This window comes from Kitasatospora sp. NPDC059827, assembly GCF_042731675.1.
GTDB lineage: Bacteria > Actinomycetota > Actinomycetes > Streptomycetales > Streptomycetaceae > Kitasatospora.
Genome location: NZ_JBHWIV010000099.1, coordinates 17,452 through 30,202 on the forward strand (window position 1 = coordinate 17,452; position 12,751 = coordinate 30,202).

Sequence of the window (12,751 nt, forward strand, 5' to 3'; positions counted from 1 at the left end):
CAAAAATCGTTGTATAACGGTATTCCAACCTTGGCCGCCCCACCACACTGGGCGGCGCCCCCCCCCCCCCCGGGCCGCGACCAGGCTAACCGGAGCCGCCGGACACCCACCGGCTCGCCGGAGGGACGACTCCCCCGCGTCGGCTTCCACATTCTGTTGAAGTCCCCTTGACGCCCCGCCGGGCCCGACCCTACCGTGTTTCCACATACAGAAACCGTTCTTCCGTATGGTGGAATTCAGGAGATGAGCCCTCCGAGCCACTGCGGGCCGACGCAGGAGAGACCCGATGCCTCGTATGACAGCCGCCCGCGCGGCCGTGGAGATCCTCAAGCTCGAAGGCGTCGACGTCGCCTTCGGTGTCCCGGGTGCCGCCATCAACCCCTTCTACGCCGCCCTCAAGGCCTCCGGCGGGATCAGGCACACCCTGGCCCGGCACGTCGAGGGCGCCTCGCACATGGCCGAGGGCTACACCCGCGCCAAGGCCGGGAACATCGGCGTGTGCATCGGCACCTCGGGCCCGGCCGGCACCGACATGATCACCGGCCTGTACTCGGCGATCGCCGACTCCATCCCGATCCTGTGCATCACCGGCCAGGCCCCGGTCGCCCGCCTCCACAAGGAGGACTTCCAGGCCGTCGACATCGCCTCGATCGCCAAGCCGGTCACCAAGGCCGCCACCACCGTCCTGGAGGCCGCACAGGTCCCCGGCGTGTTCCAGCAGGCCTTCCACCTGATGCGCTCCGGCCGCCCCGGCCCGGTCCTGATCGACCTGCCGATCGACGTCCAGCTGACCGAGATCGACTTCGACCCGGAGGCCTACCAGCCGCTGCCGGTCTACAAGCCGACCGCCAACCGGATCCAGATCGAGAAGGCCATCGCGCTGCTCCAGGAGTCCGAGCGCCCGCTGATCGTGGCCGGCGGCGGCGTCATCAACGCCGACGCGGCCGACCTGCTGCTGGAGTTCGCCGAGCTGACCGGCGTCCCGGTCATCCCGACCCTGATGGGCTGGGGCATCGTCCCGGACGACCACGAGCTGAACGCCGGCATGGTCGGCCTGCAGACCTCGCACCGCTACGGCAACGAGAACTTCCTCGCCTCCGACTTCGTCCTCGGCATCGGCAACCGCTGGGCCAACCGCCACACCGGCGGCCTGGACGTCTACACCGCGGGCCGCAAGTTCGTCCACGTCGACGTCGAGCCCACCCAGATCGGCAAGATCTTCGCCCCCACCCTCGGCATCGCCTCCGACGCCAAGGCCGCGCTGGAGCTGTTCGTCCAGGTCGCCAAGGAGCTCAAGGCCGCCGGCACCCTCAAGGACCGCAGCACCTGGGCCGCCTCCACCCAGGAGCGCAAGGCGCAGCTCCAGCGCCGCACCCACTTCGACAACGTGCCGCTCAAGCCGCAGCGCGTCTACGAGGAGATGAACCGGGCCTTCGGACCGGAGACCCGCTACGTCACCACCATCGGCCTGTCCCAGATCGCCGGCGCGCAGATGCTGCACGTCTACAAGCCGCGGCACTGGATCAACTGCGGCCAGGCCGGGCCGCTGGGCTGGACCATCCCGGCCGCGCTGGGCGTCGCCACCGCCGACCCCGAGGGCCAGATCGTCGCGCTCTCCGGCGACTACGACTTCCAGTTCATGGTCGAGGAGCTGGCGGTCGGCGCCCAGCACCGGATCCCGTACGTCCACGTCCTGGTGAACAACTCCTACCTCGGCCTGATCCGCCAGGCGCAGCGGGGCTTCGACATCGACTTCCAGGTCAAGCTGGAGTTCGAGAACATCAACGCGCCGGAGCTGGGCGTCTACGGCGTCGACCACGTCAAGGTCGCCGAGGGCCTGGGCTGCAAGGCGATCCGGGTCACCGAGCCGGAGGGCCTGCTGCCGGCCTTCGAGGAGGCCAAGAAGCTGGCCGCCGAGTTCCGCGTCCCGGTCGTGGTCGAGGCGATCCTGGAGCGGGTCACCAACATCTCGATGTCCGCCGCCGACATCGACAAGGTCAACGAGTTCGAGGAGCTGGCCACGCTCCCCGAGCACGCGCCGACCGCGATCAAGCCGCTGGCGCTCTGAGAACACCGCCCGGTGGGGGCGTACGAGCCGCTCCGTACGCCCCTGCCAGGCGGAACACCGGCGGGGCCGGCGCGGTTGAGCTGTCCGGGGCCGCTAGCGTGTGCCCGGGCGAGACCCCCGCTGCCGACCTGCCGAAAGGACCACCACCGTGAGCCTGTACGACATCCCGCTGCACACCCTGTCCGGCGAGCCCGCCTCGCTGGGCGACTTCAAGGGCAAGGCGCTGCTGATCGTCAACGTCGCCTCCAAGTGCGGGCTGACCCCGCAGTACACCGGCCTGGAGAACCTCCAGAAGCGGTACGCCGAGCGCGGGTTCACCGTGCTGGGCTTCCCGTGCAACCAGTTCGCCGGGCAGGAGCCGGGCAGCGCCGAGTCCATCCAGAGCTTCTGCTCCACCACCTACGGCGTGACCTTCCCGCTGTTCGAGAAGATCGACGTCAACGGCGACGACCGGCACCCGCTCTACCAGCAGCTGACCCAGGTCGCCGACGCCGAGGGCGCGGCCGGTGACGTCAGCTGGAACTTCGAGAAGTTCCTGATCTCGCCGGACGGCAGCGTCGCCGCCCGGATCCGGCCGCGGACCGAGCCGGAGTCGGCCGAGCTGATCGCCGCGATCGAGGCCGTGCTGCCGGCCTGACGCCGCCCGTCCAGGACAAGGGCCGCCTCCGGGCGGCCCTTTCCCTTTACAGCAACAGCCGCGTACCGGGCGGGAGTTCGCCCGACCGGGCGGCGTCGCGCAGGTGCTCCAGGAGGGTGGCGCGCAGGGCCTCGGCGGCCCGGGTGAGCGGCACCTCGTGGCCGTGCGCGACGGCGATGGTGCGGCCCAGCCCCGGCCCGGCGAAGGGTGTGACGGCCAGCCCCGAGCGGGCCGCCACCATGCCGGGCACCACGGCCGGTCCGAGCCCGGCCCGGACGAAGCCCAGCACCGCGTCCATCTCACCGCCCTCGACCGCGAACTCCGGCTCGAAGCCCGCCGCCCGGCAGGCCGCCAGGGCCGCCTCCCGCACGTCGTAGCCCTCCCGGAACATCACCAGCGGCCGCCCGTCCAACTCGGCCACCCGCACGGTGCGCCGGGGGCGCTGGAGGCCGCCCGGCGGCTCGGCCGAGACCAGCACCAGCGCCTCGTGCAGCAGCTCGGTGACGGCCAGGGCGGGCGCCGCCTCCCCGCTGGTCGGGGTGATGATCAGCGCGAGGTCCAGCTCCCCCGCCGCCAGCCAGCGCACCAGGTCGCGCGAGCCGCCCTCGCGCACCCCGAGCGCGACGCCCGGGTAGCGGTCCCGGAACACCCGCAGCACGTCCGGCACCAGGCTGGTACACAGGCTCGGCGGCGCGCCCAGCCGGACCCGCCCGCGGCGCAGCTGCACCGTCTCCTGGACGGCCAGGCGCGCGCTCTCGGTGTCCGCGAGGATCCGGCGCGCGAGCGGCAGCAGGGCGTCCCCGGCGTCGGTGAGGGCGATGTTGCCCCGGGTGCGGTGGAACAGTTCGGCCCCCAACTCCCGTTCCAGCGAACGGATCTGCTGGGAGAGCGAGGGCTGGGCGACGTGCTCGGCCTCGGCGGCCCGGGTGAAGTGCCGGGTCTCGGCGACGGCCAGGAAGTAGCGGAGTTGCTGGAGCTGCACACCAACCAGGTTAAGCCGCGACGATAGGCCCTGGCTATCGTCACCAGCCGCAGCATGTCTTGGACGCACCCTGGCCGCCGTCCCTACCGTTGCTGCCATGACAACCGCGACTCGGACGGCCCGGCATCCGTCCACCCTGGTGACCCTGTGGCGGTCGACCGTCGGCAAGAAGGCGGTCATGGCCGTCACCGGACTGGCGATGCTGCTGTACCTGGTCGCGCACATGCTGGGCAACCTCAAGGTCTTCTTCGGACCCGACGACATCAACGGCTACGCGGCCTGGCTGCGCACCATCGGCCAGCCCTTCCTCGGCCACGAGTGGTTCCTGTGGATCGCCCGGGCCGGCCTGGTCGCCGCCGTCGTCCTGCACGGCGTCTCCGCCTACCAGCTCAGCCGCCGGGACCTCGCCGCCCGCCCGAGCAAGTACGTGCACCGGCGCCGCCGGGCCAGCTACGCGACCCGCACCATGCGCTGGGGCGGGGTGATCCTCGGGCTGTTCATCGTGTGGCACATCCTGGACCTCACCACGCTCACCGTGAACCCGGTCGCCGAGCACGGCCACGTCTACCAGAACATCGTGGGCACCTTCGGCCGCTGGTACAGCGACGTGTTCTACATCCTCGCGGTGGTGGCCCTCGGCTTCCACATCCGCCACGGCTTCTGGAGCGCCGCGCAGACCCTCGGCGCCAACAACGCCCGCCGCGACAAGGCGCTCAAGCTGACGGCCGACGGCCTCGCGCTGGTGCTGACCGCGGGCTTCCTGTCCGTCCCCCTCGCCGTGATGTTCGGAGTGGTCAAGTGAGCAGCGCCGACGCCAAGAACCATCAGTCCAACAGCTACCTGGACTACGCGATCGGCGCGCCGGTCGCCGACACCAAGGCCCCCGCCGGACCGATCGAACAGCGCTGGGACCAGCGGCGGTTCGACGCCAAGCTGGTCAACCCGGCGAACCGGCGCAAGCACACCGTGATCGTGGTCGGCACCGGCCTGGCCGGCGGCGCGGCCGGCGCCACCCTCGCCGAACAGGGCTACCACGTCGTCCAGTTCTGCTTCCAGGACTCCCCGCGCCGCGCCCACTCGATCGCCGCCCAGGGCGGCATCAACGCGGCCAAGAACTACCGCAACGACGGCGACTCCGTCCGCCGGCTGTTCTACGACACCGTCAAGGGCGGCGACTTCCGCGCCCGCGAGTCCAACGTGCACCGGCTCGCCCAGGTGTCGGTGGAGATCATCGACCAGTGCGTGGCCCAGGGCGTGCCCTTCGCCCGCGAGTACGGCGGCCTGCTGGACACCCGCTCCTTCGGCGGCGTGCAGGTCTCCCGCACCTTCTACGCCCGCGGCCAGACCGGCCAGCAACTGCTGCTCGGCGCCTACCAGGCGCTCTCCCGGCAGATCGCCGCCGGGAACGTGGAACTCCACCCGCGCACCGAGATGCTGGACCTGCTGGTGGTCGACGGCCGGGCCCGCGGCATCGTCGCCCGGGACCTGGTCACCGGGGAGATCCGCTCCTACACCGCGGACGCGGTCGTCCTCGCCACCGGCGGCTACGGCAACGTCTTCTACCTCTCCACCAACGCCAAGAACTCCAACACCACCGCCATCTGGCGGGCCCACCGGCGCGGCGCCTACTTCGCCAACCCGTGCTTCACCCAGATCCACCCCACCTGCATCCCGCGCTCCGGCGACCACCAGTCCAAGCTCACCCTGATGAGCGAGTCGCTGCGCAACGACGGCCGGATCTGGGTGCCCAAGGCCGCCGGGGACACCCGCCCGCCCGGACAGATCCCGGAGGAGGAGCGGGACTACTACCTGGAGCGGATCTACCCCTCCTTCGGCAACCTGGTGCCCCGCGACATCGCCTCCCGGGCCGCCAAGAACGTCTGCGACGAGGGCCGCGGCGTCGGCCCCGGCGGCCAGGGCGTGTACCTGGACTTCGCCGACGCGATCCGCCGGATGGGCCGGGAGGCCGTCGAGGCCAAGTACGGCAACCTCTTCGACATGTACGAGCGGATCACCGCCGAGGACCCGTACCGGGTGCCGATGCGGATCTACCCGGCGATCCACTACACGATGGGCGGGCTCTGGGTCGACTACGACCTGCAGACCAGCGTCCCGGGCCTGTTCGCGATCGGCGAGGCCAACTTCTCCGACCACGGCGCCAACCGGCTCGGCGCCAGCGCGCTCATGCAGGGCCTGGCCGACGGCTACTTCGTGCTGCCGCCCACCATCAACGACTACCTGGCCCGCAACCCGGTGGCCGCCGTCCCCGCCGACCACCCGGTGCTCACCGAGGTCGAGGCGGAGGTCGAGGACCGGCTCAACCTGATCCTCTCCGTCGACGGCGACCGCACCCCGGACTCCTTCCACCGCGAGCTCGGCGAACTGCTCTGGGACGAGTGCGGGATGGCCCGCGACGAGGCCGGGCTCAAGCGCGCCCTGGCCCGGATCCCGCAGCTGCGCGAGGAGTTCTGGCGCCGGATCAAGGTGCCCGGCACCGGCCAGGAGCTCAACCAGTCGCTGGAGAAGGCCAACCGGCTGGTCGACTACTTCGAACTCGCCGAACTCATGTGCCTGGACGCGCTGCACCGCGCCGAGTCCTGCGGCGGCCACTTCCGCACCGAGAGCCAGACCCCCGACGGCGAGGCCGCCCGCCGCGACGAGGACTTCACCTACGCCGCCGCCTGGGAGTTCACCGCCACCGGCGAGGCCCCCGTCCTCCACCGCGAGCACCTCGACTTCGAACACGTCCACCCCACCCAGCGGAGCTACGCATGAACCTCACCCTGCGCATCTGGCGCCAGGCGGGCCCGGACGCACCCGGCTCGATGACCACCTACCAGGTCAGCGGCATCAGCCCGGACATGTCCTTCCTGGAGATGCTCGACACCCTCAACGAGGAACTCATCACCCGCGGCGACCAGCCGGTCGCCTTCGACCACGACTGCCGCGAGGGCATCTGCGGGGCCTGCGGCATGGTCATCAACGGCCAGGCGCACGGCCCCGAGCGCACCACCACCTGCCAGTTGCACATGCGGCACTTCCGGGACGGCGACACCATCGACGTGGAACCGTGGCGGGCCTCGGCCTTCCCGGTGGTCAAGGACCTCGTGGTGGACCGCTCCGCCTTCGACCGGATCATCGGCTCCGGCGGCTACATCACCGCCCCCACCGGCAGCGCCCCCGACGCGCATGCCACGCCCGTCCCCAAGGAGGCCGCCGACACCGCCTTCGAGCACGCCGAGTGCATCGGCTGCGGCGCCTGCGTGGCGGCCTGCCCGAACGGCTCGGCGATGCTGTTCACCTCCGCCAAGGTGGTGCACCTCAACGTGCTGCCGCAGGGCGGGCCGGAGCGCTCCGCCCGGGTGCGCAACATGGTCACGGCGATGGACGCCGAGGGCTTCGGCGGCTGCACCAACACCGGCGAGTGCGCCACCGCCTGCCCCAAGGGCATCCCGCTGCCCAGCATCGCGGCGATGAACCGGGAGTTCCTGCGGGCCGCCCGCGGCTGACACCCTTCGCCTCGGCTCCCATCCGCTCCCCCGAGACGGTCGGCCCCTCGCTCTGGTGCTCAGGCGAGGGGCCGACGCTGTTCTCCGGGGCGTGCGAAGGGAGTTCGCGCTCCCCGAACGAGTGGTGGAACGCCGCACGCGGTGCTTCCTGGCGGAAAATCGCGCTACGGTGGTGCTCCGCTACGGGAGGACGGCATATGCCCGAGGTTCAGTCCTGCTCCGGCTGCGGCGGGTCCGGGGGGACCCAGAAGACCGAGGCAACGGTCGAACTGGACGAGGAAGGAGGCATGGTGCCCAGCGTTCACACCTTCTGGTCACCCTGCGGTCGGTGCCACGGATCCGGGACGGTGATCGTCGGATGAGGTTGGTCTTCGAGTGCGTCGAGTGCGGTGGGCACTACCTGCCGCCGGAGGGCATGGTCTATCCGGACGGACCGGCCTCGCCGGTCTGGTGCTCCCCCTGTCAGACGTCCAAGCGCACGGCGGGCCTCCGGGAGGACCCGCTGCTCGCCCGGGTCGCCCTGGCCGCCGCCCGGGCCGCGCTGGCCCGGCGCACCGCCGAGGCCGTCGAGCCGGTCCCGGCCGGGCGCGCCGACGTCCGCCCGTCCCGTCCGCCGCTGTCCCGGCGGGCGCGCTCCGGACCGGGCGGGGTACGCGGCAAGCTGGGCTGAGCAGCTCCTCCGGGCATCCGTCAAGTACCGCTTTCGACACAGCGCTTGTGCCTGCCACAAGCCCACCAGACTGACCCGCGAGCCGGGGGACGTCGCCGCACCCGCGCTGGGCCTGGCGATGTCGATGTCGATGAGGATCTCGATGAGGATTCTGCCTCAGGAGGGGCTCGCCCTCAGAACAACGCCTCCTGGGTGTCCGGTTCCGGCGGGCGGACCCGCTCCTCCAGCACCAGCCCCGTGGAGGCCCGGCCCGCCACCGGCGTGAGCGTCCAGCCGGTCAGCCGCCGGGTGTCCAGCAGCAGCGGGCCGGAGCCGTCCGGCTGGTCCAGGAAGAGGTGCCGCCCCACCGGCGGGCGCAGCGTACCGGCGACCACCGCACCCGCGGCCAGGCCGGTGACCTCCCGGTAGGTCTCGGGGGCGCCGCCGGCCAGGCCGTAGCGCTCCACGTGGTCCGTCACCGGCCGGTCCGCGAGCAGCTCCACGGCGTGTCCGTCCAGCAGCGAGTGCGCCCGGGCGCGGGCCTCCGTCAGCACGGTGCGGCGGTGCGCGGCGTCGCCGTGCGACCACCAGTGGTCGGTCTTGAGCCGGGACTTGAACCGCTCGCGCGCCATGCCCGAGGCGGCGACGGTGAGTTCGGCGCGGCGTACCGCGGGCAGGCCGCCGCGCGCGGTGAACGCGTAGGCCAGCGCGCCCTGTTCCAGCAGTCGGCTGTCGCCGCGCTGCTCGGCGGTCAGGCCGACCTTCAACAGGCCCTCGCCGAACCAAGCGAGGTAGAGCAGGTAGGTGCGGCCGTCGTCGAGGATCTGGTCCCGGGCGAGCGCCAGGCCGCGGTCCACGCTCTGGCAGGCCGGGCACTGGGTGGCGCTGCCGCCTGGGTCGACCACCGCGTGGTGCGGGCAGGGCGTGCGCTCCGTCGCCCCGGCCAGCCAGGCGCCCACGCAGCGGCGCGGGCCGCCGAGCAGCCAGCCGACCTCCGTACCGGGCGCCACGGCGCGCTCGTGCACCCGGGCGCCGTGCACGGCGCAGAGCAGGGCCCGGCCGTCGTGCCAGCTCAGGCCGGTGGAGACCCAGCCGGCGGGCCGGTCCGGGTGCTGCGGTGCGGGGACCGTCACGGGCATCCCTCCCTGGAAGCTCTTCGAACCCGGCCAGGCTACCCGGCCCCACCGACAATCCCTCGGGCCCTAGCATCGGTCCATGATCGACTCACCGACCCCGGACGACCTCGCCCTCGCCCTCCGCCTCGCCGTGGACGCCCTCGCCGGCGCCCCGGCGGACGCGGACTGGTCCCGGCCCGCCGGTGGCCTCGACTGGAGCTGCTGGGAGACCGTCGAGCACCTGGCCGACGACCTCCTCGCCTACGCGGCCCAGCTCGGCCCGGCCCGACCGCCCCGCGACCGGTACGTGCCCTTCGTGGCGACCCGCCGCGCCCCGGGCGGCCCGAACAACTTCGTCCGCGCCGACCCGGCCGGCGGCGTCCCGGGGCTGCTCGAAGTCCTCGACGCCAGTGGCGGGTTGATGGTCGCGATCGCCCGGGTCGCCCCGCCGCAGGCCCGCGCGTACCACCCCTGGGGCCTCGCCGACCCGAGCGGCTTCGTCGCCATGAGCCTGGTCGAGACCCTGGTCCACCTGCACGACGCCACCCAGGGCCTCGGCCTCCCCTGGGACCCGCCCGCCGACCTCTGCACCCGCACCCTGACGCGCCTGTTCCCCGACGTCCCCCGCACCGCCGCCCCCTGGCCCACCCTCCTGTGGGCCACCGGCCGCGCCACCCTCCCCGACCGCCCCCGCCGCACCGACTGGCGCTGGTACGCGGAACCGCGCGGCTGACGGGCCGGCGAACGGGCGCGTCGCTCCGCGGGGCTACCGGGTGGGCGCGTCGACCTGACCGGAGACCGGCCCCCCGGCCGGCACCACGAAGGCGGGGTAGGTGTTGCCCGTGTCCGGGGCCCCCGTCGCGGCGGCCGGCACCGCACCGGCCGCCAGCACGGCGACCCCGACGACGGCGGCCACCGCGGCGGCCCGGACGGCACTGCTGATGCTCATGAACTCTCCCCCTGGATCGGTCTCCTGACGATGATCCGCCCGACCGCCCCCGCTGTCCACCTCCACGACGCCCACCCGCCGACACCCGCGACGCCCCCAACGGCCGGGCCCCGCAGGGCTCGCGCCGGTGTCGCCCGTCGGGTCGGCGCGTGGCGGGGCGGGTGGGGGGAAGCCGCGCAGGTCGCGGGGGCTTGGCCGGGCGGGGCGTCCACGTTCTATTCTGGCGGGCGCGGTCGGCGGTGGTGCCCGGAGGTGGCGCGGGGCGGCCGGGTCGGTGTGAGTGCGAAGGGGTGGCTGGTGGCGGGGCGGCGGAACAGCGGGGTGCTGGCGGTCTGGGCGGAGGCGCAGCGGCAGCAGCAGCGCCGGGAGGAGGCCCGTTGGCGTGCCGAGGCGGCGGAGTTGCGCCGGCACGAGCGGGCCCAGCGGGAGGCGCAGCGGGCGTCCGCCCGGGACGAGCGGGAGGCGCAGCGCGCGTACCAGCAGTCGCGGGAGGCGGAGGTGGCCCGGCGGACGGCGGAGCTGGACGCCCGGGTGGAGGAGTTGCGCGGGCTGCTGGCGGCCGGCCTGGCCGCGCCGGCGTTCGGGCCGCAGGCCCTGCTGGCGCCGCGCCCGGTGCCGCCGTTCGATCCGGGGCCGCTGGGTGTGCCGGTGCCGATGCCGGACCAGGCGTCCGCCGCCTACCACGTGCCGCCGCCGGACGCGGCGCAGGCCCGCAACGCCGGGGTGCGCCGCCAGTACGAGCAGTACCTGGCGCAGGCCCGGGCCCGGTTCGAGCAGGACTGGTACGCCGCGCAGGCCCGGGAGGCGGACCGGCAGTCCCGGCTGGCCGCGTACCACCAGGAGTACCTGGGGTGGGCGGAGGGCTTCCGCCGGCAGGAGGAGGAGCGCGGCGCCGGGACGGAGGAGTTGCTGCGGCGGCTGCGGGCGGGCGAGCCGGAGGCGGTGCAGGAGTACTTCACGGCGGGGCTGTACGCCTCGGCGGCCTGGCCGGAGGGCTTCCCGCACCGGCTGGTGGCGGCCTGGGAGGTGTCGAGCCGTCAGCTGGTGGTGAACTGGGAGCTGCCCGGTCCGGACGTGGTGCCGGCGGCCGGGCGGGTGCGGTACGTGAAGGCGGACGACCGCGAGGCGGAGGTGGCCCGGCCGGCGACCGAGCGCAAGGCGCTGTACCGGGAGGTGCTGGCGCAGTCGGCGCTGCGGTTGGCGGCCGAGCTGTTCCGGGCGGACCGGGACGGGATGCTGGACTCGGTGGTGGTGAACGGCTTCGTGCTGGGGATCGATCCGGCGACGGGCCGGGAGGCCGAGCGCTTCCTGTCCACGCTGACCGCGACCCGGGCCGAGTTCTCGGGGCTGGCGCTGGACCGGGTGGCCCCGGTGGAGTGCTTCCAGGGGCTGGGCGGCAAGCTGTCGGCGCGGCCGGAGCGGCTGGACGAGGTGAAGCCGGACCGGCTGCCGGAGTCGGTGGGCGGGAGCCTGGCCGGGCACTTCGGCGAGGAGGACCCGGACCTCTTCGAGATGGATCCGCTGGACTTCGAGGACCTGATCGCCGAGTTGTTCCGGCTGCGCGGCTTCCGGGTGATGACGACGGCCCGCAGCGGTGACGTCGGGGTGGACGTGGTCGCCGAGGACCTGGACCCGGTGACCGGCGGCAAGATCGTGATCCAGGCGAAGCGGTACCGGAAGACCGTCCCGCCGACGGCCGTGCGCGACCTGGAGTCCACCGTGCGCCACCACGGCGCGATCAAGGGCATCCTGGTGACCACGGCGGGCTTCGGCAAGGGCTCGTACAGCTACATCGAGGGCAAGCCGCTGACCCTGGTGAGCGGCCCGGAGCTGGTGGAGCTGCTGGCCGACCAGGGCCTGCGCGGCCGGCTCGGCGGCGGCGCGGGGGGCAGCGCCGGAAGCGGCTCCGGGAGCGCTGCGGACGCCGGAGCCGGTGCGGGCGGTACGGGCGGCAGCGGCCTCAACGGGACGGCCGGCGCGGGCGGCCCGGCGGCGGGGCGGCCGGAGCCGGACGCCCCGCAGAGCAGCCTCACGGTGAGCTGGCAGAGCCGGACGGCCGGCGGGGACCCGGTGGAGCTGGACGTCACGGCGTTCCTGTGCGCGCGCGGCCGGGTGCTGAGCGACGAGCACTTCGTGTTCTTCAACAACCCGCAGGACCCGGACGGCGCCGTCCGGCTGCACCCCACCCACTCGGTGCCGGGCGAGCCGGCCCGGGCGGCCCGGCTGAGTCTGGACCTGCACCGGCTGCCGACCGCCGTGGACGAGGTGGTGCTGGCGGTGTCCACCGAGGAGGAGGAGCACCCGGCGCTGCCGCTCGGTTACGTGTACGGGCTGGCCGTCGCGGCGGAGTACGGGCCGGGGGCGGGCGGTCCGGCGAAGTGGCCGGGGGCGAACGGCGGCGTGCCGGACTCGGCGATGCTGCTCGGGAGCTTCCGACGGGCGTCCGCGGGCTGGCAGTTCGAGCCCTCGGCGCGGGCGGTGACGAACGGTCTGACGGGGCTGGCGACGGCCTTCGGCGTCGCGGTGGAGTGACGGGCCGGGACTTTGGTCCCGGCCCGACCGGTGGGCGGTTCCCGGGACTTGGGCCCTCAGGGACGCGTCATACCTGAGGAGGAGAACGCCCCCGCCGCACCGCCGGGTCGGCGGGGGCCGACCGTCCGATGGGCATACGAATCGGGCGCGAACCGCTTGGGAGGATGGATCGGTAGGAAAATCCGATTCGTTCCCAGGAGTCCACGTGTCCTTCCCCGCAACCGCCGTCCGTACCGGCCTGGCGGCCGCCCGCGCCACCGGCCTGAACAAGGTCTACGGGGAGGGGGAGACCCGGGTCGTCGCCCTGGAC

At 73.4% G+C, this 12,751-nt stretch carries 11 protein-coding genes and 1 pseudogene; 9 read left to right on the forward strand and 3 right to left on the reverse strand.

All coding sequences use genetic code 11. The features are described from left to right. The first annotated feature begins 286 nt into the window (after nucleotides 1-286). Entirely contained in the window at nucleotides 287-2,068 is a 1,782-nt protein-coding gene (gene gcl / locus ACFV8H_RS36145) for a glyoxylate carboligase (RefSeq protein WP_380408306.1), read from the forward strand. 148 nt (nucleotides 2,069-2,216) lie between these two features. Next, nucleotides 2,217-2,705, forward strand: a complete 489-nt coding sequence (locus ACFV8H_RS36150; protein WP_380408308.1) for a glutathione peroxidase — start codon at nucleotides 2,217-2,219, stop codon at nucleotides 2,703-2,705. Between the two features lie 46 nt (nucleotides 2,706-2,751). Here the strand turns inward: ACFV8H_RS36150 and ACFV8H_RS36155 are convergent, their stop codons facing one another. Then, nucleotides 2,752-3,687 carry a LysR family transcriptional regulator gene (locus tag ACFV8H_RS36155; RefSeq protein ID WP_380408310.1) on the reverse strand — a complete coding sequence of 312 codons (936 nt, stop codon included), beginning with the start codon at nucleotides 3,685-3,687 and terminating at the stop codon, nucleotides 2,752-2,754. 97 nt (nucleotides 3,688-3,784) lie between these two features. On the opposite strand from ACFV8H_RS36155, the gene ACFV8H_RS36160 reads away from it, so the two are divergent. The 4 genes from ACFV8H_RS36160 (at nucleotide 3,785) to ACFV8H_RS36175 (ending at nucleotide 7,866) form a co-directional block, all read left to right on the forward strand. Beyond that, complete coding sequence (locus ACFV8H_RS36160; protein WP_380408312.1) at nucleotides 3,785-4,489, forward strand: succinate dehydrogenase cytochrome b subunit; 705 nt, start codon at nucleotides 3,785-3,787, stop codon at nucleotides 4,487-4,489. Beyond that, nucleotides 4,486-6,462 carry a fumarate reductase/succinate dehydrogenase flavoprotein subunit gene (locus ACFV8H_RS36165; protein ID WP_380408314.1) on the forward strand — a complete coding sequence of 659 codons (1,977 nt, stop codon included), beginning with the start codon at nucleotides 4,486-4,488 and terminating at the stop codon, nucleotides 6,460-6,462. Before ACFV8H_RS36160 ends, ACFV8H_RS36165 begins: the two co-directional genes overlap by 4 nt. Next, complete coding sequence (locus ACFV8H_RS36170) at nucleotides 6,459-7,196, forward strand: succinate dehydrogenase/fumarate reductase iron-sulfur subunit (protein WP_380408316.1); 738 nt, start codon at nucleotides 6,459-6,461, stop codon at nucleotides 7,194-7,196. Before ACFV8H_RS36165 ends, ACFV8H_RS36170 begins: the two co-directional genes overlap by 4 nt. 358 nt (nucleotides 7,197-7,554) lie before the next feature. Next, nucleotides 7,555-7,866 carry a hypothetical protein gene (locus tag ACFV8H_RS36175; protein WP_375897457.1) on the forward strand — a complete coding sequence of 104 codons (312 nt, stop codon included), beginning with the start codon at nucleotides 7,555-7,557 and terminating at the stop codon, nucleotides 7,864-7,866. 173 nt (nucleotides 7,867-8,039) lie between these two features. Here the strand turns inward: ACFV8H_RS36175 and ACFV8H_RS36180 are convergent, their stop codons facing one another. Then, entirely contained in the window at nucleotides 8,040-8,978 is a 939-nt protein-coding gene (locus tag ACFV8H_RS36180; RefSeq protein WP_380408318.1) for a DUF2797 domain-containing protein, read from the reverse strand. A gap of 82 nt (nucleotides 8,979-9,060) precedes the next feature. On the opposite strand from ACFV8H_RS36180, the gene ACFV8H_RS36185 reads away from it, so the two are divergent. After that, entirely contained in the window at nucleotides 9,061-9,693 is a 633-nt protein-coding gene (locus ACFV8H_RS36185) for a maleylpyruvate isomerase N-terminal domain-containing protein (protein WP_380408320.1), read from the forward strand. A 33-nt stretch (nucleotides 9,694-9,726) separates the two neighbouring features. On the opposite strand, the gene ACFV8H_RS36190 is transcribed toward ACFV8H_RS36185, so the two are convergent. Further along, complete coding sequence (locus ACFV8H_RS36190) at nucleotides 9,727-9,909, reverse strand: hypothetical protein (RefSeq protein ID WP_380408322.1); 183 nt, start codon at nucleotides 9,907-9,909, stop codon at nucleotides 9,727-9,729. Between the two features lie 297 nt (nucleotides 9,910-10,206). Between ACFV8H_RS36190 and ACFV8H_RS36195 the strand changes: the two genes are divergently transcribed. Together ACFV8H_RS36195 and ACFV8H_RS36200 are read left to right on the forward strand one after the other, a co-directional pair. Continuing rightward, nucleotides 10,207-12,441: a restriction endonuclease gene (locus tag ACFV8H_RS36195; RefSeq protein ID WP_380408324.1), complete on the forward strand. Its 2,235-nt coding sequence runs from the start codon at nucleotides 10,207-10,209 to the stop codon at nucleotides 12,439-12,441. Nucleotides 12,442-12,646: 205 nt separating this feature from the next. Further along, nucleotides 12,647-12,751 (forward strand): annotated as a pseudogene (locus ACFV8H_RS36200) (ABC transporter ATP-binding protein); the annotation flags it as partial.

Coding starts and splice junctions, on each gene's coding strand:
- gcl (WP_380408306.1), top strand. CDS start 287: ATGCCTCGTATGACAGCCGCCCGCGCGGCCGTGGAGATCCTCAAGCTC.
- ACFV8H_RS36160 (WP_380408312.1), top strand. CDS start 3,785: ATGACAACCGCGACTCGGACGGCCCGGCATCCGTCCACCCTGGTGACC.
- ACFV8H_RS36170 (WP_380408316.1), top strand. CDS start 6,459: ATGAACCTCACCCTGCGCATCTGGCGCCAGGCGGGCCCGGACGCACCC.
- ACFV8H_RS36175 (WP_375897457.1), top strand. CDS start 7,555: ATGAGGTTGGTCTTCGAGTGCGTCGAGTGCGGTGGGCACTACCTGCCG.
- ACFV8H_RS36185 (WP_380408320.1), top strand. CDS start 9,061: ATGATCGACTCACCGACCCCGGACGACCTCGCCCTCGCCCTCCGCCTC.
- ACFV8H_RS36190 (WP_380408322.1), bottom strand. CDS start 9,909: ATGAGCATCAGCAGTGCCGTCCGGGCCGCCGCGGTGGCCGCCGTCGTC.